This window comes from Lysinibacillus sp. NPDC097214, from assembly GCF_050277945.1.
Taxonomy (GTDB): domain Bacteria; phylum Bacillota; class Bacilli; order Bacillales_A; family Planococcaceae; genus Lysinibacillus; species Lysinibacillus xylanilyticus_B.
This window is the reverse complement of record NZ_JBNNSS010000005.1, coordinates 294,542-319,106: the sequence shown is the minus strand read 5'-3', so window position 1 is coordinate 319,106 and position 24,565 is coordinate 294,542. Positions and strand designations below refer to the sequence as shown.

23 protein-coding genes and 1 pseudogene are annotated in these 24,565 nt (G+C 34.6%); 4 read left to right on the top strand and 20 right to left on the bottom strand.

All coding sequences use genetic code 11. The features are described from left to right. Positions 1–168 precede the first annotated feature (168 nt). The 7 genes from ACQKMI_RS14105 to ACQKMI_RS14075 form a co-directional block, all read right to left on the bottom strand. Entirely contained in the window at positions 169–816 is a 648-nt protein-coding gene (locus ACQKMI_RS14105; RefSeq protein WP_427489872.1) for a hypothetical protein, read from the bottom strand. Positions 817–973: 157 nt separating this feature from the next. Beyond that, the gene (locus ACQKMI_RS14100) at positions 974–2,035 is read right to left on the bottom strand and encodes a suppressor of fused domain protein (RefSeq protein ID WP_427489870.1); all 1,062 of its coding nucleotides are present in this window, start codon (positions 2,033–2,035) and stop codon (positions 974–976) included. Positions 2,036–2,474: 439 nt separating this feature from the next. Then, positions 2,475–3,059 (bottom strand): hypothetical protein, encoded by a 585-nt coding sequence (locus ACQKMI_RS14095; RefSeq protein ID WP_427489868.1) that lies wholly within the window; start codon positions 3,057–3,059, stop codon positions 2,475–2,477. Between the two features lie 392 nt (positions 3,060–3,451). Continuing rightward, positions 3,452–4,216, bottom strand: a complete 765-nt coding sequence (locus tag ACQKMI_RS14090; protein ID WP_427489866.1) for a MerR family transcriptional regulator — start codon at positions 4,214–4,216, stop codon at positions 3,452–3,454. A 14-nt stretch (positions 4,217–4,230) separates the two neighbouring features. Further along, positions 4,231–4,569 (bottom strand): DUF4870 domain-containing protein, encoded by a 339-nt coding sequence (locus ACQKMI_RS14085; protein ID WP_427489864.1) that lies wholly within the window; start codon positions 4,567–4,569, stop codon positions 4,231–4,233. 343 nt (positions 4,570–4,912) lie between these two features. Further along, entirely contained in the window at positions 4,913–5,362 is a 450-nt protein-coding gene (locus ACQKMI_RS14080) for a DinB family protein (protein ID WP_427489862.1), read from the bottom strand. A gap of 606 nt (positions 5,363–5,968) precedes the next feature. Then, positions 5,969–6,196, bottom strand: a complete 228-nt coding sequence (locus tag ACQKMI_RS14075; protein ID WP_427490121.1) for a GNAT family N-acetyltransferase — start codon at positions 6,194–6,196, stop codon at positions 5,969–5,971. A gap of 286 nt (positions 6,197–6,482) precedes the next feature. On the opposite strand from ACQKMI_RS14075, the gene ACQKMI_RS14070 reads away from it, so the two are divergent. Next, positions 6,483–6,959, top strand: a complete 477-nt coding sequence (locus ACQKMI_RS14070; RefSeq protein ID WP_427489860.1) for a GNAT family N-acetyltransferase — start codon at positions 6,483–6,485, stop codon at positions 6,957–6,959. Positions 6,960–7,529: 570 nt separating this feature from the next. Here ACQKMI_RS14070 and ACQKMI_RS14065 read toward each other — a convergent pair. Continuing rightward, positions 7,530–7,826: a hypothetical protein gene (locus ACQKMI_RS14065; protein WP_427489859.1), complete on the bottom strand. Its 297-nt coding sequence runs from the start codon at positions 7,824–7,826 to the stop codon at positions 7,530–7,532. 993 nt (positions 7,827–8,819) lie between these two features. Here ACQKMI_RS14065 and ACQKMI_RS14060 point away from each other — a divergent pair. Next, positions 8,820–8,975: a hypothetical protein gene (locus tag ACQKMI_RS14060; RefSeq protein WP_427482350.1), complete on the top strand. Its 156-nt coding sequence runs from the start codon at positions 8,820–8,822 to the stop codon at positions 8,973–8,975. 298 nt (positions 8,976–9,273) lie between these two features. Here ACQKMI_RS14060 and ACQKMI_RS14055 read toward each other — a convergent pair whose 3' ends face one another. Together ACQKMI_RS14055 and ACQKMI_RS14050 are read right to left on the bottom strand one after the other, a co-directional pair. Further along, complete coding sequence (locus ACQKMI_RS14055; RefSeq protein WP_427489857.1) at positions 9,274–9,537, bottom strand: hypothetical protein; 264 nt, start codon at positions 9,535–9,537, stop codon at positions 9,274–9,276. A 469-nt stretch (positions 9,538–10,006) separates the two neighbouring features. After that, a complete protein-coding gene (locus tag ACQKMI_RS14050; protein WP_427489855.1) occupies positions 10,007–10,561 on the bottom strand; it encodes a VanW family protein in 555 nt (184 codons plus the stop codon). Positions 10,562–10,898: 337 nt separating this feature from the next. Here ACQKMI_RS14050 and ACQKMI_RS14045 point away from each other — a divergent pair. Beyond that, positions 10,899–11,219: pseudogene (locus ACQKMI_RS14045) on the top strand (IS110 family transposase); the annotation flags it as partial. A 400-nt stretch (positions 11,220–11,619) separates the two neighbouring features. Here ACQKMI_RS14045 and ACQKMI_RS14040 read toward each other — a convergent pair. Genes ACQKMI_RS14040 through ACQKMI_RS14010 form a run of 7 tightly spaced genes read right to left on the bottom strand, consistent with a single transcriptional unit; the run spans position 11,620 to position 19,786 of the window. Continuing rightward, entirely contained in the window at positions 11,620–12,696 is a 1,077-nt protein-coding gene (locus tag ACQKMI_RS14040) for a mandelate racemase/muconate lactonizing enzyme family protein (protein WP_427489853.1), read from the bottom strand. Between the two features lie 24 nt (positions 12,697–12,720). Then, positions 12,721–14,103, bottom strand: coding sequence for an MFS transporter (locus tag ACQKMI_RS14035; protein ID WP_427489851.1), 1,383 nt, complete (start codon positions 14,101–14,103; stop codon positions 12,721–12,723). A 44-nt stretch (positions 14,104–14,147) separates the two neighbouring features. Continuing rightward, complete coding sequence (locus ACQKMI_RS14030; protein WP_427489849.1) at positions 14,148–15,473, bottom strand: D-serine ammonia-lyase; 1,326 nt, start codon at positions 15,471–15,473, stop codon at positions 14,148–14,150. Positions 15,474–15,486: 13 nt separating this feature from the next. Further along, positions 15,487–16,599: a M20/M25/M40 family metallo-hydrolase gene (locus ACQKMI_RS14025; RefSeq protein WP_427489847.1), complete on the bottom strand. Its 1,113-nt coding sequence runs from the start codon at positions 16,597–16,599 to the stop codon at positions 15,487–15,489. A gap of 29 nt (positions 16,600–16,628) precedes the next feature. Beyond that, positions 16,629–18,068 (bottom strand): serine hydrolase, encoded by a 1,440-nt coding sequence (locus ACQKMI_RS14020; RefSeq protein WP_427489845.1) that lies wholly within the window; start codon positions 18,066–18,068, stop codon positions 16,629–16,631. Between the two features lie 17 nt (positions 18,069–18,085). Further along, positions 18,086–19,174: a hypothetical protein gene (locus ACQKMI_RS14015; RefSeq protein ID WP_427489843.1), complete on the bottom strand. Its 1,089-nt coding sequence runs from the start codon at positions 19,172–19,174 to the stop codon at positions 18,086–18,088. 18 nt (positions 19,175–19,192) lie between these two features. Beyond that, the gene (locus ACQKMI_RS14010) at positions 19,193–19,786 is read right to left on the bottom strand and encodes a TetR/AcrR family transcriptional regulator (protein WP_427489841.1); all 594 of its coding nucleotides are present in this window, start codon (positions 19,784–19,786) and stop codon (positions 19,193–19,195) included. Positions 19,787–20,803: 1,017 nt separating this feature from the next. Here ACQKMI_RS14010 and ACQKMI_RS14005 point away from each other — a divergent pair. Further along, on the top strand, positions 20,804–21,700 hold the full coding sequence (locus ACQKMI_RS14005) for a PhzF family phenazine biosynthesis protein (RefSeq protein WP_427489839.1): 897 nt from the start codon (positions 20,804–20,806) through the stop codon (positions 21,698–21,700). 124 nt (positions 21,701–21,824) lie between these two features. Here the strand turns inward: ACQKMI_RS14005 and ACQKMI_RS14000 are convergent, their stop codons facing one another. From ACQKMI_RS14000 to ACQKMI_RS13990, 3 genes are all read right to left on the bottom strand, one after another. Beyond that, a complete protein-coding gene (locus ACQKMI_RS14000; protein ID WP_427489837.1) occupies positions 21,825–22,628 on the bottom strand; it encodes an endonuclease/exonuclease/phosphatase family protein in 804 nt (267 codons plus the stop codon). Between the two features lie 233 nt (positions 22,629–22,861). Further along, positions 22,862–24,013 carry a PD-(D/E)XK nuclease family protein gene (locus tag ACQKMI_RS13995; RefSeq protein ID WP_427489835.1) on the bottom strand — a complete coding sequence of 384 codons (1,152 nt, stop codon included), beginning with the start codon at positions 24,011–24,013 and terminating at the stop codon, positions 22,862–22,864. Between the two features lie 28 nt (positions 24,014–24,041). Next, positions 24,042–24,323 carry a hypothetical protein gene (locus ACQKMI_RS13990; RefSeq protein WP_427489834.1) on the bottom strand — a complete coding sequence of 94 codons (282 nt, stop codon included), beginning with the start codon at positions 24,321–24,323 and terminating at the stop codon, positions 24,042–24,044. Between the last annotated feature and the right edge of the window lie 242 nt (positions 24,324–24,565).

Below are 24,565 nucleotides of genomic sequence, written 5' to 3'. Positions count from 1 at the left end.
CATGCGATCAGCGCAAGCAGGCACTTGCGGAATTTGGCTTACCAGAAGATATTACATAAGATGAATTCCACCGTCAAACAGGTGGACTCACTAGGTTAGAGTATTTGGATTACTTATCTTCCCATAAATAAAGAAATGTTTGAGATAACAGGACAGTTATCTCAAACTTCAACCTTGAAGCTCTTTCGCCTTTTTCAAATAACCATATGCTTCTTTCAATGGCAGCTTTAACTTGCCAGCAATTTCTTTAATAGTCATTCCACACTTGCTTATTTCCGACACTTGTTTGATTAAATCAGTCTCCATGCCTAGAGCCGCTTGAAAGGCAGGGTCCAATTGAGACTCCCATAAATCTTTATCGGCGTATTCATCTGCTGATACTATCCCCGCAATAAATTGTTCAAGCTCCATACAAGTTATTTTCCAAGTCGATTGATTATCATTTTTCTGATCAATAAGCTCTATAAATTGCTGTATAGCTATTTGAAAATGTAAAACTGAACCAGCCAGATAACGTCCTACATTCCAGTCCCCCATGTCATGCATGAGAACAGCTACTGGTTGCCCAGGCTCGGCTGTCTCTATAATAATCGGATCGCCTGTCAGTTTTATATGCCCAATAACAAGCCAATCAGCTTGCCATGAACCCTCTTCATCATTAAGAAGAGAGTTACCCTCAAGATCCATGCTAAATCCTAACTGCTCACGCTCCAAAAGTTCTGGATTAGACATTTCTATATCCATCCATTCTTCAATCTGCTCACTTACAATCTTCAATTGCTTTAACTGCTCACAAAGCTCAGCGTCTACTCTCATACTCACAAATCTCCTACATTTATAAATTCTCTTTTTCTAATCCATTCAAACCTATCTTTTTGAGCATTAGATTCACTATTAACAAAAAAATCTCCCACTACGAACCCAAAGCACACCATTTGGATTACTGTTCGTTTTAGCGGGAGACTATATTTTATCATCCGATTGTTTCCACAACGTTTCCTTGCTGATCTTTAATATACGTTTTTGCAATTTGAATGGAAAGCCCAGGTATAGAGGATACTTCAAACTCTTGTTCTTGCGGCTTCAAGCTATGATGGAGTTCCATAACTGCCTTGTCATTTAAAGTGATGGTAACGTCCGCTTCCTCCACACTATACCCACATGTTTCACCTGGCTCAAATACAACTCGGATTTCTTGACTAACTAAGGTCAAGCTTTTCCCTTTTAAAATCCGTCCGCGTAATAGCTTGCCGATTATTCCTGCTTGCTTTGCCCCTAGCGTAAATTTATTAGATTGTTTGCTGAACAATCCTTTTTTGCCCTGCTCCCAAGCCAGTTGGTCTACGAATAAAAAGCCAGTACTAGAGCCCTCTTCATCCATTCCTTTTTCTACTGCTCCTGCGATCGATGGAATCTGTAAAAGAGATGCCCGAGACAAATCAGTAACATAGCTCGGGATATACTCAAGACCTGCATTTAGTACCCCCATTGTATTCCACGTTTGCATCGCCTCAAGCTCATCGCCTGTAATACCTACCATTTGAATAAACTCCACCTGTCCATTTGGTGTATCAATAGCAGGCAACTCGGAATCTAACGTAAATGCAAGTGCCGTTAAAAGCGTGTCCGCGTCTTGGCAAATTGGACCATTTGCATCCAAGTAGTCACCTGATCTGAAAACATTGCCACTGTTAAACACATATCTTCCCATGTTTTGTAGCAAGTTTAATGCCCACGCTGGTGGCTCCTCCTCATCTTCATTTCGGGCAAGACGAAATGTTAACTCAAACCCATATCCGCTGTATTCAGCATTTTCTGATTCTTTTTCATATAACTCGGAAAATCCATAAGTGACAAAATGCCAGTGTGGAACTGGTGTCTCACTCTTATACGCACTAATTCCTTCAAGCGGATCTTCGCCTCCTAATAAGTAGGGAATTACGGTTCCATAATGCTTCGGCTCTTGCTCTCCATAAACTTTTAATAATTCCTGATCAATCGCATCCCAGCCAGATGTATTTAATTCTTCACCCATCAATTACGCCCCCTTATGTATTTTTCAACTTCCTTTTAGCAGATGTTTGGACACCTGCTGAAAAGTAACTTAAACCCGCATTCATTTCACCAACTATAGAAGTGGAAGACTTCTATAACTGACGTTTCACTTTCGTTTCAAAATATTCACTGAAGGGAGTTAATTTATATTCACTTCAGATTCTACTTTAAAGTATATAATATACTCCAAAGAGAATAATACCCAACTTGACTACCTTAAATTTTATAACAAAATAGTTTTATGTTCATTGATTGGTGATGGACATCGAGTAAATTCTCGAGACTTAAGGACCATATCCATTGTTAATCTTTATCGACATCTGCCTAGAACGACCTTAAAGTATAAAGCCTCATCTAGATACGCCGAGGCTTCATGATAGAAAGGGTAAAAAATAATTAGAATAATTCGAGGTTTCTCCTTAACCGTATAACATTGCTGGTGAACGTACACTTTGTAAATAGTCTGCAAGCTTCCCTGCATATACTTTTTCCAAATAAGGTAATTGTGCGATACAATGAGGTGTCATTAATGCTGGGTTTTGATAAACTTTCAGCCCTCCAACCTTTAAAAGCATCGCCACAAATTGCGAGCAAAAATAGGCACGCTCTCTTCGTACCTCCTTTTGCATCATCACGCCAAAGAGCCCAATAAAATTATATTTATAGCGATCACGATTCCAATGCATATATTCTACGATTTTCATCATCTCTAAGTATTGATAATGAGATATTTTACAACGATAAATGACACAATCGGCTGTTTCAAATAGCCCTCTTTCTGCGTCTTCTCGCAAAAAACCCCCACTTAAGGGATTGTTTAGTTGTCTACGCCCAAAGCTATACATATCAAAGAGCTCCTCATCAAAAGCAATGGACGCATGATTCATCTCTTTCCCCGTATACATACCTATAGCTTTTGATAATAATGTACCTGTTTTTGTTAATACTATGTAAATGGTGTATGCCATTTCCTCACCTACTTCAATATTCTTTCCTACTACCAATACGTTTTAAATATTCAAACGGTTTCATTTATTTCCTTTTTTATAAGTATATATAACGAAGGTAATTTTTCTCTTAGCAAAAAGTGAAGATTTTCTTAATTTTTTTACAAATGCTTTTAGAGTTTATTAAACCACCTTTATTTATATGTCTTAAATCGTATTCTTATGTATGTCACTGAGTACTTGGGTATATGTATGTATGAGAGGATATGATGTTAAATGCGATTGTAGAAGGGTATGATGAAAGTTTGAGAGCTAAATTTTTACTAGATAACAGAAGGAAGAGTAAAGTAGATAACTAATAATGGTCTGCACCCCAATTGATAGTCACAATTGAGGTGCAATTCCCATACTATCCATTTTTTAACCTAAGTTTTCCTGCTTGTTATACTTTAATTCTTCACCATTTTCTGACAATTGTTTTGATATATACTTATTGCTTCTTTTAAAAATATTTGCTCCTGTTCTGTAAAAGGATTTGGAAATTTGAATGTTTCTGTAGATGGTAGCTTTTTTTCAACTAAATCTAAATTTCCTTTCAAGGTTTCATTCATAAGTTGTAGTAATGTTCTAACAGTTTCTTGAGCTTCTTTTGAAGAAGGTATAGCGTTTGTAAACGTTAAATGTTTAATTTCCGATAAAACTTTAGTCCATTTTCTATCTAAATCGATTTCATCAGATTTATTTATACTAAATAATTCATCAGTTATATCTTTTGAAAAGTGTTCTTTAAACCATGTTTCGGTGTTTTCAGCAAACATTAATTTTTGTAGCATAGCACAAAATATCTCGATATTAATGATTTCCTCATCTTTCACTGTTTCAATAAGATGGTTTAAATCAGATAATATATTTATGATTTCAAGTTTTTTTGCTTCAAATAACTGTTTTTGATCGTTTAAAGATTTTAAGATAATTTCACCTTTAATCTTGTTTTTTTGCAGCATGTCTTTAATTTCCTTTAGCGACAAGCCTAGAAACTGTAATGACTTAATGTTTTGCAAAGTAGATAGGTCCTCTGTAGAATATAGTCTATGTCCACCCTCTGTATAATCACTTGGTTTCAGTAGGTCTATACTGTCATAATAGCGTAGTGTTCTAATACTAACACCAGACTTTTGCACAAGCTCACCTATCGTAAATATACCTTTCCCCACAAATTATTCTCTCCTTAATGATTGACTTTAAAGTAACGTATTACGGGATAAGAAAACTTTTTTCCATATAAAGTATAAATTGCAGCAATTAAAATTAGTATTGTTTCAAGAATAATAAGTGCAAAAGAAATCATTGAAACTACGCTCCATTTTTTAGAAATAAAAGTTAATAACAAAAAAACCGGGAAGAAAGTAAAGTGAAGGTTCATCCCTTCTTTTGCCTGGTCAGTAAAATATTTATTCTTATTCCTCGATACTAAGTATACCAATATTGGTAAAATAAAGGTTAATAATAGTGAGAACAGATGCATTAAACTTGCCAATCCTCTATTTAATAAACACTCTTTTTTCATTGTGCTGTTCCTCCAATATCTTATTTAATTGTTACCTTTTGAATTGAGTAACTAAATTCATCATAAAAGGTGACGCTACTAGAGATTCAAGGACAAATTTATTAAATAATTTCATATATAATTACCGTTGCACTTTTGTTACAAAAATCATTAGTGGAATGAAGTTCGAGTGATCTCTTCCTCCTAAGCCTATTAAGATATACTCAATAAAAAAGAGCAGCTTTCGCCACTCTCTTCCTTGTATATAAAAAACCTACAATTAAAACAACTACCTCTACTACAAGTTCAGCAGCATTCTTTAAACCTAATCACATTATTATTTATCCCTTATTATTTTACATCTTTAAAATAATGGTTTTTGAAATCCATTAAGATGAGCTATAAGTGCAATTTGTCCGATATGATAAGTTTCATGCATATATACATGATTAAATACCCAGTTCAGCGTTGGTTCTGAAGGAGGTTTCCAGCCATCATTAAAGTTTGGTACCTCAATTAACGTATTTAGCTCAGATAAGTTTACCGAGTGTAAAATTTCATCAGTATAATGCCTTATCTGAATATAACCATCCAATATTTCCTTCGCTGAACTTTTTTCGTTTAGGTTTAAAATACATGCATTTTTCATGGCAATTTCATTAATCCAGTAATCCTCACTACTTGCAATATGAGCAATAATCCAAGCAAGCGTATTTGGATAATTATCGGATTGTAAAAACCACAAATTTTCGTCTAGCGACTCTAAATAAGGAATTAGCGTTTTTCTAGCGTCATTTCTATATGGATAAATCATTGTAAACTCCCCTTCTTCCATCCTTGTCCAAATTTTGATATATGACATCCCCACAGTCATTTTTGAATATCTTTAAGCTTTTTTGGTTCTATTGTAGCAATATAGCTGCTGTTATTTTTAGTTTTCTCTACACTATGATATAATCTTGTTACTGACTAACCTATTGAGCTGTAGCGATGCCGTACGCTACAGCTTTTTTTAATAAATAAGGACTAACTAACACTATTTATATGCCTTTTTCCAAATGTGGAAGGCGAAAATGAGACTTGATATTTCCCTGCAAGTTCTCGTCTTACTTTTCCTGTTAATTTCAGCCCTTGTTTATTATACTCCTCTTCAAGTTCAACCCCATTTGGAACTATTCCAACTTGATCCCAATCAATCCATTTCTCGTAACTCTGTACCCAATTAATTAATCAATTATTGTTAATTTTAAACCTGTTGAAATTGGAATAACTCCTAGTTGCAACTACATTTTTCACACCATAAAGGATCGGCTCCTATATCTCCTTCATCTTTTAACTCATATGTTTCTTTTTGCATACATAAACAATTCATATATTTTTAACTCCTTAAAATAAGTTCCCAAATTAAAAAAACGTTGTTCTAATGATTATTACTTTCCAAGTACTCCTCGGCTAGTTGAGGATTTTTGTACATAGCCATACCAGTTTTCAACTTTTTAAAGCCAATCTTTTCGTAAAAACGTTCATTTCCTGTTGTTGAAATTAACTGAATACAAGAAACATCCCCTAATTGGCAAATGATGTCCTCTAAAAGAGTTCTGGCAATCCCTCTTCCTTGATAAACTTTATGTACTACAACATCATAAATAGCAGCAGCTAATCAATTATGCCCCGGCATAATTGTAACTGTCGCTTTGCTTTCGCTACAGAAAACAAGATATTGGTCACTCAGTTGTTGCCACAGGACGTGGCGTTCTTAGACTGAGTTCCTCCATTTCAGCGGTGTTTGGACACCGCTGAAAGAAGTTAAATATATACATGTCGATTCATATATTTCACCATCAAATTAAACGTGATTACATATCATTTACAAACCAAGTCGCTTGACGAACGTTTGTTCCGGTATTAGAATAATAAAAAAAGGAGGCAATTTTATGCAAAAAACGAACACCATCGAATTAGTACATTTCTCTGAAGAGTATGTGGATAGTTTGAATGACTTTGACCTTCCAGAAGAACAAAGTCAATTTACTTCCCTTCCAAAAGAGATTTCTATAGAAATGGTTGGACAATATCCGATTGTTATTTTGAGTGACCATGTTCCTGTAGGATTTTTTGTCCTGCACGCAACTGATAGAGTAAACGAGTACTCTAATAATCCAAAAGCTATGCTGCTTACTGCATTATCTATTGATCATAAACAACAAGGACATGGGTATGCCAAAAAAGGGATGCTTGCACTGCCTGAATTTATTAAAAGAAAATTTAAAGATTGTAATGAAGTCGTTTTAGTCGTTAATCATAAAAATATTCCTGCTCAAAATTTGTATTTAAAAGTTGGCTTTGTCGATAACGGGGAAAGAAGAATGGGACGTATTGGCGAGCAAATTGTTATGAATCTAAACCTTTAATAGATTTCGAAAATCACTCTTCATGACATGGGTGATTTTTTTGTTCTCCCCTTACTGACGGGCATTAGGTTATAAGGAATTTGAACCTACACATATGATTGTCATTGCGGAAATGCTGTTTTGAAGAAGAAAATGTCAATGACAAGTGTAAGGATTACATACTCTTTTGGATGTTCCGATTGAATTATTCCACTTCATATAAAATCTTCAAATTCCTTCTAATAGTTTCATAATATTTTTATTCAATAAAGTGTTCCTCTATTTGGTAAGTTCTCGTTCTCATGGTGCTCTCTGCTACCATACGTAAGAAGTTTAAACTGATTGGGCATCATTGCTGTCCCCCACCGTTTCCAGCAACGTCACCGCTTCACAGTGTGCGGAGTGTATGTGGCAACATATGGGTGCTGGTGGGTTAAATTAAATTAAAAAATGACTCTGCTCTACTTTAGCGAAATACCAACTTACTGTATTTTCTACTTTCACTTACAAAAATAGCATCAATCCCTTTTTGATCAGCGACTCTATTAAGTTGAAGAATTATTTTTCATTATGTATCTAAGTTTGATTACCTCAAGGCTTTCTTTTTTCTTCTTTTCTTCTTTTTGATTCTTTTACATAATTAATATAGTTCCCTGTTCCTTCTATTGCTGAAACTGCAATGATGGCCCATTCTAGTAGATTAACATCTCTTAGCGATTCTTTTCCATAGAATAATGTAACGCTAGCAATAAACCCATAGAGAATTGCTTTAGAAAAATACTCCCAAATAGGAGAATAATTTTCTATATTAATTTTTCCGTATATTTTGTCTATTAAGATTACTATTCCTAAAATTATAACTACGGTTATAATCATTTCCGTCTTCATAGTCCGCCTCCATAAAAAATTTTAACAAATGCTTCATTATATAATTTCTTCGAAAATATCTTTAATCCTTTATGTAACATAACCCTTTTCTTTTTGTCTCATGTATTTTTTTATTAACCCCATGTCTTAGTCTTAAGAAGTTCACTGTTTAATATTTCAAGCCAAATAAAATGCTTTTGAATCTTTATGGCACTTTTTTGACCAATTAATATAATCTTCATCTGATTATAAATCTTTCACAGGATTCTTTTGCATTTTTAAATATGCAAGAGTATGCAAAAGCTTTACCGCTTTCAGTCATTGAATCCCTTCCTTTCGTAATCTTTACTTCACTCCTAATTAATTATTTTCACACGATCAACTTTACATTATAAATACTAGTTCTGTAAATATTTTCTACAAAAACTAAATCCCTTTTATTAGGATTTGGCCTTTCAACTTTTTATTATACTAACTCCATTCAAGCAACAGCCTCGCAATGTACGGAGTGTATGAACAACACATGAGATGTTTATGTTTATTGCTATATCTACTTCTCAAATGCCTATGTATGCATAATATTAGACAACCCGAAAATTCTCGTAGAATTTTCGGGTTAACTATCCACTTGTTACAATTATATAATCTAACCACAGAACACCTTCATTGTTATGATGGATAGTGGTTTTAACTTTTAATTATGTTATGAATTAATCTACTACCAAAGCCGCGGCACAATAAATATCTACTGGTATCCATAAGATTATAGTTTACATAATATTTTTATCCAATCATCCCTCTATTTGACAAGTTCTCGTGGTAGCTCTCTTGCTTCCATTCCGTATGAAGTTTAAATTGATCCGCTCAATTTAAACTCGTGGTTAGTGTTGTGGAGGTGAAAATGTTACTTTATCCATACCTTTTGTTTCATTACATATATTTCATTAATTAATTGTAAGTTATGCGGATAAAAAATCATCTTTCTCTCACACTAATGGTGGAGGTGAGATGATCATGGGTAATAATAAACATAAAAATAATAAAACTCAAGACAACAAAAAACAGCAGAATCAAAATCAAAATGCTAACAGAGAACGTAAAAATGAAAACAGAGAAGAGTTCGCTGAAGAAGTAGATTTCAGTAATATTCAAAATGAAAATAAACGTTAATAGTGATAAACTAACTCCCAATATTCACCTTAGAAAAAGGTGTGTATTGGGGCTTTTCTTATTGTGTAAACATCACCTAGTTCCATCTCTTTCGATTTCTTAAAGTACAAAAAAACCGGAAATAATTCCGGGCTGATTATTACTTACTTTTTTCCTTCATGACACACTGTCTCGCTTTCGCATTCGATCTTAAGAATAACCTACGACAACGGTGTTTTAGCTTACAGTTGTTGGTTATTCAGAGTAAACGATCTATCGTACTCATCGGGTTAACCCTTATAATGGTGGTTTTAACTTTTTATTTTGATAAGAATTCAGATACCACCAAAGCCGTAATACAATAAATATCTATTGGTATCAATAAGAGCAATCCAATTATCCCGTTTAATTTTATATATACATTAGGTGGTATTATTTTCGATGCTATTTTTGTATTTCCTACGAGTTCATTATTTTCCCGTACCCCTTCAGAAATATTCTCAACCTTCAGTTCTGCTAGAGTTAAATTAGGATTATGAAAATCAACCTCTAAAAATGCGTATTGAGGATTTGAAATCGACAATTTTACACTCCTTCGTTTCATCCTAATTCCTTAATAAATTAATTAAAAGCTTAAATTGCATGTGGCTATTATATTCACAAGGTAGTAACAATATGCGCTATTAATTTACAAAGTTTTGCAATGAGTACATCAACATGTCGATTATTGACGTAAAATTTTAAAGAGTGTTTTTTCTTCTTTTATAATTCAATATTCAACCTTTATAATCAAAATACTTTTAAGCTTTCAACAAAAAAATTAATATCCCTTCTTTAGAAGAAACCCCAGAATAGTTACTTCAATGATCCTCAAAATATTCTGTTTACCGTATTTAATGCCCCGTTAGTACAAAAAGCGAGTGTACTAATAAAGGGTGAATTCCCATATTCAAGCATGTGTTAATAATGCAATGGAAGAGGATATCATTCCCCACGACTTCACTAAAATACGGTGTTAAATTTCACAGTAAAAATTCTCTTTTTTTTCGTCTTCACGGCAATTCAGGAGCGAGCGGTATAGGATACTTCACCTCTGAAAAATTTTTGATTAGCAATTCCTCTTTTAGCATTTGTCCCGTTACTTTATCGATCGTCTTTCGCCAAATTTCATTTTGACGATAGTTTTTCCCGTCTCTTTTTAAAATCCAATACAGTAGATTAGCGAGCTGACAAATTCCACCGCCAATGCCCGTCCTTACTTCTCCCATTGCTAGCTGCATGCCTTCAATATAGCCTTTTGCCCCAGTCGTTTTCCCTACTAGTTGCCAAAAAGAAAAAGTTTCACCAGGCTTAATGATTACGTCATCGATTTCACTCGTAGCAATTTTTAAATTGATTATTTTATTTTCTTGTAATTTAGGATCACTGTTTCCTAATTTTCTTTTCAGCAATGATTGATGTTTTTTACAAGTATAAGGAAATGTCGTTGATAACTCATTATGCGTGGCAAACCGTTTTCTTTCTTTTAAATCTGCTAAAAACCGAAAAAGTCTTTTTTGTTCGATTCGTGTGTGATAGAAGAGTGGATGAAGTTCAGATAGTCTCAATACTATTTTTCTCCCTGTTTTTAAACTAGAAAATAATAATCTTTCTATCTTATTAATATGCTTTTTTAGTTGAATTCGTTCCAAATGGATTTTTAATACATTCCATCGTACTCCTTCTTTCTGGTTGAACTTTTTTTATTTAGATTTAATCTATCAGTAGCCAGGGTAGAACGTACGGGGGCGTGGGACATTGATCCCGTCAAGTAAACTGTTCATCCCCTACTTGTAGAAATAGTTTGAGGCTGATTGGGACTTAGATCTCGTATAACAAGCGAAGCTATAATACTACTTGGAGGTAATAGGGGTTACTGGTGAATACGTTCTAGGAGGAGAAAGAATGAACCCAGTAGTGGGTATTGATGTAGCTAAAGATGAAAGTGAAGTACAAGCTTTTTTAGATAAAGGAAAGCCATATGGGGAAATTTTTTCAATTAAGCATAATCGTGAAGAGTTAGACAAGTTTATAGGATTTTTAGGAGAGATTAGATTGATAACAAGGAGTAAGCCTGCTGTTATTTTGGAATCAACAGGTCATTATCATACACCGATTATTCAATGCTTAGAAGAAAATGAAATACTTTATATTTTGTTAAATCCAATCATCTCTTATCAAGCAAAGAAGTCAAGTTTAAGAAAGGTAAAAACAGATGCCTTCGATGACAATAATTCCATCCTGCTGATAAGTAGCCGGTCCCAGTTCGGCGACTTATATGTATTGGCAAAAGCGATTTGCTAGAGATAATCTTTGTGGAAAAACTGACATGCGAAATAATGAGAAGAGTTCTGTTATGGGAAGTATATTTATTACATAATAAAAGCAATAAATACACTTCCCATAATTTGAATTATTTGGTTTCTTGCATAAATCCTCAAGCCAATCCAATAACTTAGCATCTGCCTTCCGAGACTAGACAAAGTGAAAAATGCAGACTACGTGTTAATGGATTCTTGGTTTATACATGCCCCATTAAATGAAATGAAGAAACGGTACCATCTCAACGAAAAACTCTTAAAAATTGTACAATAGTTGAGTTCATTAAATTAAGGACCTTATTAAATTAAAGCGCAGCAAAATTCACTTCCACACCTAAACCTGGTTTATCCACAATTGTTATAAGACCACCATCTTGAACAAAACCTCCCTTGATATGAGGAGATTCTGCAATTAGATAATGACTATCCAAATCAGATGCCGGTATATTAGATTTGGCACCGACAAGTGCAGCACCAGCGGCAATACCTAATCGGGATTCGCTCATGCAACCAACCATGCATGGTATTCCTGCAGCTTCGGAAATAGCATTAATTTTTATTCCTTGATAAATACCACCACATTTCATGAGTTTAATATTTATCATATCCGCTGCTTCAGTCTGTATTGCCCGTAAAGCATCTTGAGGTGAGTGGACAGATTCATCTAACATAAGATGCTGGGAAATACTCTCTCTAATTTGACTGCAAGCTGCTAGATTCCAATAGGGCACCGGTTGTTCTACTTCTAATACATTATACTTTTCCAAAGCTTTCATAGTTCTGATAGTCTCTTTTGCATCCCAACCTTGATTGGCATCCAATCTCAACTCTATATCTGGTCCCACAGCTTCACGAATCAACTTAATGGCATGAATATCTTCGATAGAATTAATTCCGGTTTTTACCTTTAGAATACGAAAACCCATCTCCGTATATTCTACTGCTTTTTTAGCCATATTCTCGGGAGTGTCAATACTCAGTGTCATATCAGTTTCTATTTGGTTACTGTTCCCCCCCAATAATTTGTAAAGGGGTTGACCTGAGCTTTTTCCGATAATATCATACAATGCCATATCAATGCCCGCTTTGGCAGCATTTTGACCTACCACTACCTGATTCATTAGATTATGGATATTTTCTAAATAGAATGGGTCTTTTCCTATGAGAAAAGTAGCGATTTTCTGAATAAAGTGTTGCGTTTCTTGTGCGTCACTTCCCGTCACAGGCAGAAATGGAGCTGCTTCGCCGTACCCAATAATACCTTCATCTGTAGTTATCTTAATAATTACATTCTGAGGGATTACTCTTTCTATGAGAGCTACTTTAAAATTCACAATACTTTCAGGTTCATAAATCTTACTTTGAATATTGGTTATTTGCATACTTACTCTCCTTTACTTTAAATACTATAAAGATTCCTTGACCCTCTTCAAACCTAGGGATTCATACCTCTCTGTAAGATCATTTTGAATTTGATCCCGAATATGGTCTATACGATATAAACTTATAGCTATAAGAGCGAGCGCTTCACATACAAGAGGGACAAAAATATAAGACAATGAAATAGCATTGATGGCTGAATCTGGTTGAACTGCGAGTGTTGCGTCATAACCGAATTTAGATAAAATGGCAAGCTGGACTGAAACAGCTAGCCCCATCCCCATCTTTGAGCCCAAACTAATTGCTGAGTAAAGTATCCCAGGCGTTGATGCATGGTGTTTCCATTCCCCATAATCTACTATATCCGGCATTAATGCAGTCAATAAGGGAATGGCTATTCCCAAGCCAAAGCCAGTCATGCCTAAACCAATAAATATAAAGATTGAACTCCCCAACAACATGATAAGCTTTCCACAAATACTTATTCCGACCCCTATCATAATTGCCCGCTTCTTTCCCATTTTACCCCCAATTATAGGTGAAATAGCACTACCTGGAACCATGAAAGCAAAGATAACAACGAGAGCAAGCCCTGCGAAAGTTTGATTTGGAATAACATGAGTAAAATAGTAAATAGCCATAGCAGAACTAAATGTATATGAAAACATAATTGACAATGTAATGATTAGCCCTAAAAGCCAAGGGAAATTTTTTAGATATCTCAATTGTCCAAAAAGTGGAATCTTTTCTTTTTTTGGTAATATAGCAATATATCTATCCCTTGTTCCAAAATAAGCCCAAATTGCGCTGGCTGCACCCAATACCCCTACTATTATTCCAACAGGAAAGAATCCTTTATTAATATCTCCACCTCCAAACCCTTCTAGGAGTGGAATGACAGCCAATCCTGCTATCACAGAAACAATAGAAGCGGTAATAAAACGCATACTACTAAGTTTTGAGATTACTTTACTATCTTTTGTGATTAAGCTAATTTGCGTTGCATAAGGTAGCTGCAAAAATGAAAGCATAAATAACGCTCCTATATACGTAACAGCTGCATATATGACTTTGCCTGTTTCGCCAAAGGGAGGATTTAAAAAAAGCAATGCACTAAAAATAAAAAATGGGATGGCAAACCACTTAAAAAACGGTCTAGCTTGCCCATCTGGTCTTCTTATCCGATCTAATGTGGCTCCTATACCTATATCTTGAATTCCATCAAGTATCCTCGCAACAAGCATGATTCCCACAAGTGATGATGCAGGAATCAGCATGACATCTGTAAAGAAATAGGACATATATCCATTCATTAAAAATGGTAGGAGACCTGTACCCATTCCTATCGCACAACTTGCCCACATCTCCGAAGTACTCAGTTCTCCCATGTACTTTTTTGTTTTCGCCATAATACCGTCCCCTTTCGAATAAATCTAACAGTCTGCTACGGGAATCAATCACCTACATACGTATTTATATACTCTTCTCTATTCTTATCTGGTACCAAACTTCCTCCAGTTGCCCACACAATATGAGTTGCGTTTCCTATTTTGTCCACCAATTTACAATTCACTAAATATTCCGACATCTCTTCGTAAAAAGATAATCTCATTACCCCTTCAAAAGCTGCACAGGCACTGGGCTCCAAAAAAATTTGTTCTTTATTTAAGAGGTGTCTCATATATTCAAAAAGCTTACAATCTTCAACTGTGAAAATCCCACTAAGAATTGGTTCCATAACTTTCCCAATAAATCCAGATGCTCTTCCTACTGCCAGCCCATCCGCAAGGGTTTGACCATCTAAACCAATATCATTAACGGAAATTTCATCGTGTTTTCCACTTGCCATTCCGAGTAACATACAAGGTGCTTTTGTCGGTTCCACAAAAAAACAATGTACATTTTCTCCAAATATATCCTTAAGTCCAAAGGTAATGCCTCCAGGTGCACCACCAACTCCACATGGGATATAGACAAATAATGGGTGTTCCTCATTCACAATAAGACCCTGTTCTTTAAGCTGTAACTCCAATCGTTTTGCAGCTACTGCGTATCCCAAAAATAAGTCTATGGAATTTTCATCATCAATAAAATAACTCTTAGGATCTTTGTCTGACTGGACACGCCCATTTTTCACAGCCACACTGTAATCCGACTGATACTCCACAACGACAACACCATGTTCTCGTAACAAATCCTTTTTCCACTGTTTGGCATCTGAAGACATATGGATGATCACCTTATAGCCAATTGCTACACTAACCATACCTATGCTAAGTCCAAGATTTCCTGTAGAACCAACTTGAATTGTATATTGCTGAAAAAAGTGGCGACATTCCTTTGAAGCAAGTTTTGCATAATTATCTTCTTTTCTAAGAAGACCATGAAAGAGCGCCAAATCTTCTGTATGTTTCAATACCTCATAAATACCACCCCTAGCCTTAACGGAACCTGCAATCGCCAATTCATTATCTTGTTTTAACAATAATGTCCCCGTGAGATTACAATGATCGCTTTCATTTATAAATTTTTGCATCATTGGAATAGCTGTTAAAGGGGATTCAATAATTCCTTGTGTTGCTTTTGTTTCTGGGAAGCAACATTCAATAAAAGGTGCAAATCGTTCCAGCCTTATCCTTGCATCATCAATTTCTTTTGTAGATATTCCCATTTCCTCTAATGGTTTATTAGGGCTTTCCTTTTTAGGATTTATCCAAACCAATTCTTCCATATTTTCTAATCTTTTTATAATCGGTGATTTCCAATTATCTGTCTGCAAAATATCCCCCCTCTTAATTTGTCATGATATTTAACATGATTCTATATGCCATCTGCGTCTCTTCTATATCCACATACTCTGAAGTTGTGTGAACGTTGTGGATTCCAATTCCTAACCCACTACATATAAAGCCCCGCTCTCCAAAAATATTAGCGTCACTACTGCCTCCAGTCTTTATCTCTACTGGATCTAGCCCTTCGTCTTTAATTGCCTCCTTTGTTCTCTTATAAAGGTACTCATCTGTTTGAGCATGATAGGGTGGACAGAGAATAGTTATTTCCTTCGACACTCGTCCTTCAAACAGTTCCGCTGCTTCCTTTGCCGCTTTATGCATAACTGCTGCCTGATCATCTATTTTATCCTGATAATAGGACCTGATTTCTGCAGTTACGACTGCATAATCTGGCACTGTCGGAGCTTCTTTTCCTCCATGAATTGAAGATATATTCACAGTCGTATCTTCATCTACTAAGCCCGTTGGCATTGATGTAATAGCATGTGCGGCCATGCAAACTGCATTACGTCCAGCAGTAATATCTACACCAGAGTGAGCAGTCGTTCCCCAAAACTCATACTTGAGTAAGGTCTTTCCTTTACTGGCACTACATAGATATTTAGGGTGCCCAGCTCCATCTAACACAAACATATACTTCACTTTTATATCTGAGGTGTCATAGTGAGCAGCACCTTGCATGATTTCTTCACTTAAAGTAAACAAAAAATACATTTCTCTATGAGGGATATTATTCTCGCGTAGGTATTCATAGCCCTCCAATAACATAGCTATTCCTGCCTTATCATCCCCACCGAGGATAGTACTTCCGTCACTTATTATTCTTCCATTCTTTTTAATTGGTTTAATATTGCGTCCAGGTTCTACTGTATCCATATGAACATTAAAGCAAATTGGCTCTAAGTTCAGGCTTCCTGGAATATGAACCAATACATTTCTACCATTACTCCCAAACTTTTTGCCTGTATCATCGGCAATGACTTTTTCTCCACGCTCCTTAAAAAAGGCGATTAGGTAATCAGACATTTCTTTTTCTTCCAATGAAGGGCTATCTATTTGTATAATTTCAATTAGCCGATTTAAAAAGCGTTGCTCATTCATTTGTTTATCCATTATAAAACCTTCCTTCTAAATGTCGTTTCTTAATCTTCGGCATAAAACGGAATGGCTTCCTTCAGTGATTCTTCCAGTGGGATTAATAGTTTTGTAACTTTTCCAGTTTCATCACGTTTAAAGGTCACTGGAAAACAAATGCCATAGCTCTCTACTGCTAGATGAAATTTATCTTTACCAGTTGGAATAATAGGAAGGGTCAAGCCAATCATCTGCAAATAGATTTGTCCATCATTTTCCAAAACGATTGCCTTACCATAGGCTCTATTTGAGTATGTACCTATATATGAATCTCTATTTTCACATTTACTTTTCATATTATTGGCATTCTTCAAAGCATCCCGTGTTTCTTCTATTTTTTCAGCACTAAGTTTTGCCGATGCGTCTATATATCTATTTATCCAATCTAAAGGTTCAAAGCCCATAAGTTCATCTAGTATTGCATATCCAATGGAAGTTACCGCTGTTGTCTGATTCAGGTTACAGAGTATAGATATAGCTATGTCCTTTTCAGGAACAAAAATTTGTTGTGATTTGAAGCCATCCAATGTACCCCCATGATGAACGATTTTTTGCCCACGATAACTTTCAATAAACCATGCCAAGCCATAACTAGTAAATTGAATCTCAGGAAACATAATATTGAATATGTCACCATCACGAATAATTATCTGTGGAGAATGCATTTCTTGTAGCATTTCTTTTCCTAACACTTGCCCATTACCATTCAACTGAAATTTCAGCCACTTAAGCATGTCCACGGTAGAAGAATACATAGTTCCAGCGCCACCAGATGTTTTTGCATAGTTGTAAGGAATCCTATATATTTGTCCTCCACTATTTATATATGGCCTAGCCTTTCTGCTATTGTCATCTCTAATCAAATCTCCATAGATATAAGTGCTATTCATACCTAATGGCAATAAAATATTTTCCTTAACGAAATCTCCCCATGGTATACCACCTACCTTTTCCACTAACAAGGTAGCAACCATAAACATATGATTTTGATAATGAAATCTGTACCTTAATGGCCAAGCAGGCGGAAGAAAAGCAAGAGTTTCAACCTGCTCCTTTGTGGTTCTTTCTGGTGTATTTAGCCAACTAGTATCATGTCGTGGCAACCCGCTTCTATGTGAAAGAGCATCTCTTATCGTCAAATGTTCTGTACTGTACTCATCGTACATCTCAAAATTAGGCAAATAAGTTTTGACTGGCATATCCAAGTCTATTTTTCCTTTCTCCGACAGGATACGCAAAGACAATGCTATAAATGCTTTCGTAGATGAACCAATGCAATACACTGTATTAACGGTAGCTTTATTTTCCCCTTCCAAATCAGCATCACCTATGGAATAGTGAAATTCGTCACTACCTTTAGATACTGAAACCGAAAGGGACGGTAGTCCATACTGCTCTTTGGTATCGTGAACTAATTTTTCTAAACGCTTTTGCAGCACTTTATCCATATAATATTCATTCCTTCCTAGCATTTTTTCTCTCTAAACTTAAGTATTGCTACAGATTCATCTGGCATTTCCAAGTATAGATCTTCTTTCAATAAATACTTTCTAAAGAAATCTGCATGGTATTGGGCCAAAATAGCAGCAAGCTTATTCCCTTTCATTGACCCCAGGGGGATTCCCATCATTTCAGCAATGTCTGGAAAAAATACTAGATCTGTAAAGCCCATATGTTCTACGTCTTTTATCACCAATTGATAGGTATTCTCTGTATTACTAAGATAAATTCCTGAAAGCAGCTTACTTGTAATTTCAGTTCCAATACATAGAAATGGCTTTCTAATATCCTGACCATAATCTTCTTCTAGGTTTGCCCCATCCACATCAATTCCGCATACGAAACGACTGTCCTCCCTGCATACAGAAATGGCTGCACCGCCACCAAAGGAATGCCCAGTAATGCCGAAACCAGGAATTAAGTCTAAATGTCCTGCCAGTAAATAGTTGCTCTTATTTACTTCTTCCATGTAATCCGCAGCAGCTCGAATCCTTTTAGTCCAAAGTTCCATTCTCTTATTCTTCGCATGACTATCACAAAACTGACGACCTGCCTCAATAAAAGTCCCATAATTCTCTTCTTTAAAATCTTTTGCAGCTACTTCCATCATAATTTTTTGTAATATTTCCTCTTTTTCCGGAACATTCATTTCGTCACTATGTGTTTCATCCATTGGAATAATCGTTCCATCTTTTAAACGGACTGCTGTAGCTTCTCCTGTATGTCCAATAGCTATCACCACAAATCCCATACTAGCTAAATCTCCACATAGGACACTGTTGGACATTTCATAACTCCCATATCCATGACTATAAAATATAACCGGATACTTTTCTTTGTGTTGGGAAATTGGGGCTTCGCTAAAAAAATTGGTTTTCGCCTCGCTTATTGGATGACCAAAAAGTGCTTCTGCGAAAGAGTATTTAGCATTCTTTCCATCGCTTTCATCTGCCGGATAAAAAAATGTTAAAGGAATCGTTTCTCCCTCACAATTAAACTGACTACGCAAAATACCTACAGTTAACTCCCCACAAGGATTTGGAAAATAAAACATCTATATCAAACCTTTCTATTATTTTTTCAGTATTCCATCCATTAATCCGACTAATTTCAATACTGTAGCCTCTTGATCTTTCTTATCTGAAATCTCGTACTTATCAAAATAATGTAAAACGAAAGTTGATAACATCGCCAACATATAAGAGGACAACTGAAAGTCGATATCTTCTCTATAAACACCTTCCTCAATTTTTTTCTTGATACCTACATTAATATGGGGAATCATCATCTCTAAAAGATACTCATCAAACAGCCTGGCAAAGAAACCAACCCCACAGTTAAGTATTTTTTCATAGGAAATATCATTAATTGAGCCGCCATCTTCAGAAGGGATAGAAAATCCTTCTTTCTCATATGTAAAGAGAACAATATTGTCCGCACCTAGCGAATCAAATTTTCTCTGAAAAGCAATGCTAGCTAAATATACACACAGGTCCTCCTTGCTTTCAAAATACTCATAAAAAGTACCTGTAGGCAAACCCATCCCCTCACTTAAATCGGATACCTTAAGTGAATGGTAGTCTTTACTATTAAAAACCTTTGTTGCCTGTTCGATTAGTGCTTTACTATAATGTTTATTCAATCTAAAAAAACTAGGTTTTGGCATATACAGTCTCCTTTTATAATGAACTTAAATTTTTGATTGTTAAATTTCCGATTAATATCGGAATCCGAGTTTCCTCAGTAGAATTGTATATTCTATTCAATTAAGAGTCAACAAAAAATTCCAAATTATTCGATATTACAGAAAACTATAAATGGCTATGGGGTCTCCCCCATGTCACAACGTCTAAGAGATACTTTTTATCAAAAAAAATCACCACTTAACATTTGGTATACCGGAAGAACTAACGGGGCAGGCCTCTGCCTTATGAATAGACCGAACGAAGGAATGTAAGCGCACTGACGCTAAGAGGCATGGGAGGGTACGTCGTCATAAGCATCGCAGAGATCCATTGTGCATCAAATAGTGGACTAAAAAAGCTAATGATTTTCATTAGCTTTAGCGAAGCGTATGCTCAATTTGGTAATAAAAACTATAAATTCAATTATTCGTTTAAAAAGTGATGGAAAAATATTTTCACTACATCACAAAGTGATGAAAACCGTTGATACTTCAATGTTTATAGAGGGAGGTATGTTAAAGGTAGCTGCCGTTAAAAAGTTTCCTCCAATAAAATTTACAACATCTATTTTTCCATATGACAATAAAGTTTTAATAAATTAGTATATTTTAAAAGACCAAATCCCTTCAATTCAGGATTTGGTCTTACAAGCTTTATAAATTAACTCCAAGCAACCGCTTCACAATGTCAAGCCTAAACCTTTACCTCTTTTAACCATACTTTCATTATTGCCTAACCAAATTAGTCCTGATTTTGGTGTATTCGTATCATCTACAATTACATGTCCAGGATTAAGCTCCTTATAAAACAAGTCCTCCCCCTGTATTAGTAGTTTGTTCGATAAAATTAAGCTTTAACGTTGATTCAGATTAGAATTCTACACAAATTTCATCCTTTAATAAATTGCATTATATAGTACTCTTACTATATAATAAACTCGAAAATTCCGAATTTTCTAGTATGTATGGGATATTAAAAGTTAGAAAGGAGTTTATAAGATGAGAGATATTAGAGTTTATCATGTAGATGCGTTTACAACGGAAAGATTTGGCGGTAATACTGCTGGCGTCGTGCTAGATGGTGATAAATTATCCGAAGTTGAGATGCAAAGTATCGCAAAAGAATTAAATTTACCGGAAACCGTATTTTTACTACCTTCCAATAACGAAGATATAGATTATAAAGTAAAATATTTCACTCCCACTGAAGAAGTCAATTTTTGCGGACATGCAACTGTTGGATTAACGTGGCTTTTGGCTACTGAGCTTAGTCTTGCTGAGAAAAAGGAAGGTATAACGCTAGAAACGAATATCGGTAGAGTACCGGTTGTATGGCATAAGGAAAACGGAAAAGTTATTGATGTGGAAATGACGCAAGTAACGCCGAAAACACAAGATATCAATATTGACATGGAAGAGCTTAGTCGACTGATCGGCGTTAATTCCAAAAGCATTGATTTAACTTATCCAATCAAACTGGCGAATACTGGTGTATGGCATTTACTCGTTCCAATAAAAAATCAAATCGATATCGACAATGCAGTACCTGACTTAACGGCGTTAGGGAAGCATAATAAAGAACATAATATTAGCACTACACATCTTTATACTTTTACTAACTTGCAAGAATATAAATTATATACAAGAGATTTTGCACCAGGGATTGGCATACCAGAGGATCCTGTAACTGGTGCAGCAAATGGTGCATTAGCAGGCTTCCTCTATTTAGAAGATGTTATTCCTCAAAGTGAAATAACATATCTTACAATCGCTCAAGGAAATGCGATAGGAAGACCTGGAACTCTTTATGTGACTGTTATTCCAAAAGAATCAGAACCAGTCATCAAAGTTGCAGGAGCCGCTATCATCACCATTCGAGGTATCTTAACTATCTAAACATATCAACTTGAATTTGAGACTTATTTATAGATATGATTGTCAAAAATCACTCGTCATTTTATGAGTGATTTTTTCTGTTCGCCCCTTATATAAATCTAAGATTAGGCGCTTTATATAAATTTTATTTAATCTTAATTTCTATTCCTGAGTGATCGGTAAAACCGTTTTCATCCAATATCATATTCAACTCAGGTAAATGGTTGACCGCTAATATTTCTATATCGTTTGTTACAAAAGCATAATCTAATCTTCTTCCATCATTTTTATCCATCGAATTAAACCATGTATATTCATTTATATCTTTCCCATTAACTTCCCTCCAAGAATCAACAAAATTATTATTTAATATATTGTTTAATAGATTTGTATTTTCATTTAACCTACTTTTATCTAACAGTTCTATGGCTCTATCATCATTTGTAGCAGCGTTGAAATCTCCAATCAAAACAGTAGGTAGATCAAATTTTTCTTGAACTTTCTTCTGGAATTGAATTCTCTTTTCAGACTCTAATGGAACATGAACTCCTATCACATTAAACTTTTTGAACTGATTCAATTCAATATTTATCTCTATCCACTTAGCATATGCTTTTAAATTGCTTTTTTGAGAAATAAACTTCACTTTTAGTTCTATTTTATGTATAACAACTACAATTGATCCCCTTATATTTTCTTTTACAATTGCATAGCCTTTCTCATTAATAAAATTTAGAAATTCTATTTGTTTTGTTGAACTATCAAATTCTAATAATACGATTATTTCCGGATTTTTATTGGATAAATAATTAATTAATTTGATAATCCTGTTCTTCCTATTTTCCTTTTCAACTTCACTGTTCCAATCAATCAGATTAGACTTTTTGGGATATAAACCTCCAAAATCATTCACATTTATAGCTAATATTTCTAAAGTATCCTTATTCATCAAACTCTCTTCCTTCCATGTAAATAAATTCCAAAACATAACCTTACTTGTATATTAATACTATAAAAAAAGATCAAATCCCTTTCGTAAGATTTGGTCTTTTACTCTCTATTAAACTAACTCCACCCAAGTAATCCCTTAACATTGCCTCGTATGTTGGACAAAATTGATGTATTAAACTACAAACGTTGGTATATCAACGTTTGTAGGCCTTTGGAAATTTCTTAACTTAACTAAAAACCAAATATCTCCGTGAGCAAAGAACATCCCATACCATCCGGATTGTTGTCGTCTTTCCAATAAATCATCACATTTTTAGGAGGGTTAGAAAGGTCTAACTTTCTAATTACTTTTTTATTGTTTTCATCTGGATAATAAAATAAATTTTTATATTCTTTATGTGCACTATTCACACCGTAGTGCTTTCTATTTCGATCGTTTATAATGTACGAACGGTCAAAGTTTGCATTTTTTAATGTTTTGCCTGATGCTACTTTCACTATATTACTTACCCATTTTTTTAAATCTTCATGATTTATGTCTTTTTCAAACGGTGAGCTTTCATAAAAGTCTTTTATGTATTGAATGACTGGTTTTCCATAGTCTGATTTCTCGAATAAAAGATTTTTTTCTTCTTTATATGATTTAAAACCTGAGTAAATGAAAGAGATAAATGACTTAATTGTATGCTTCGTGTAATCAAAAATCGGTTCAATCTTTCCTATGGCTTCTTCTTTAAGAATCTTACTGAGCAAATCAACTATAGTAATCTCCAAGTCATCTAGTTCTTCTCCACCCCAAGACAGATGATAACAAGGTACTGATAACCTTTCTACTTCTATAGTAGATAATAATTCATTAAACTCATTTAAAGCTCTCTTACTTCCAGTATGTGTTAAGAATATAAAGGAAACTAAAGGTTGTTCTTTCTCTAATGATGAAATTTTATAAAAATTAACTAATCCGATAATTTCCTCAAAAAGTTGATTATCACCTTTTTGAATAGCTCCATCGTTAATTTTATTTTCCACACAAAACGAAAATTTTGGAAGACTATCAGAAAATGTTTGGTAAAAAAGTTCAATTACAATATCTATATCCCTTGTTTTTTTAGCAATTTCACTCGCTGAGCATATGACCTTTACTTCAGCTTGAACTCTTACTTCATACTTCGAATTTCGAGATAAATCTCGAATCCGATTATTGTATATAAGCTCGTTATACTGCTCTTTATTTGCTAATACAATTGGTGTTAAAAAACTCTCAACAAACCTTGATCCTAAACCATGATTTTCATTAGGGTCTAACAAATAAGCAAGAAACGAAGTTACATTAGGCTCATTGATAGAACCATCATTAGAAGATAAAACCTTAAAAATATTCATCCTTAAACCCCTCTAATTATAAAATTATTTACTTTTTCAATTCGAAATTATATTTCTTGTTTATTTTAGTAGCTATTTTGTCTAAAAACTCACTTACTGTCATCTTCTCAACTTCACTTGTATACCATGCCAACTTAGCCCCTTTAGAAACACCATTATGATAAACCTCTAAAGGCATATATCTCTTCGTAGCATACGTATAATCAAATCTAATGAGTAGTACACTACCATCTTCACATTCTAATTTCACTTTATAATTTGGATTCTTGTATTCCGTTAGAAGCTTAACTCCTTTTATCTTCGCTAACATGTCAAAGCCCTCCAATATTTTCTAATATATTAATAGTTATGTATAAATTTAATGACATCAGCGTTCAAGAAAATATCAACCTATCCATAGCAAGGTCTTCAAGTAATTTCGAAGAACGTTCTGCTTCAACGATGAATTCTGTTGAAACTTTTTTTAATATTTCACCAAGCACTATAATCCTCCGTTCAGAAATTACGCTTTCTCTAAAGAAACACAAATCCGAACAAATCCTCACTTTAATA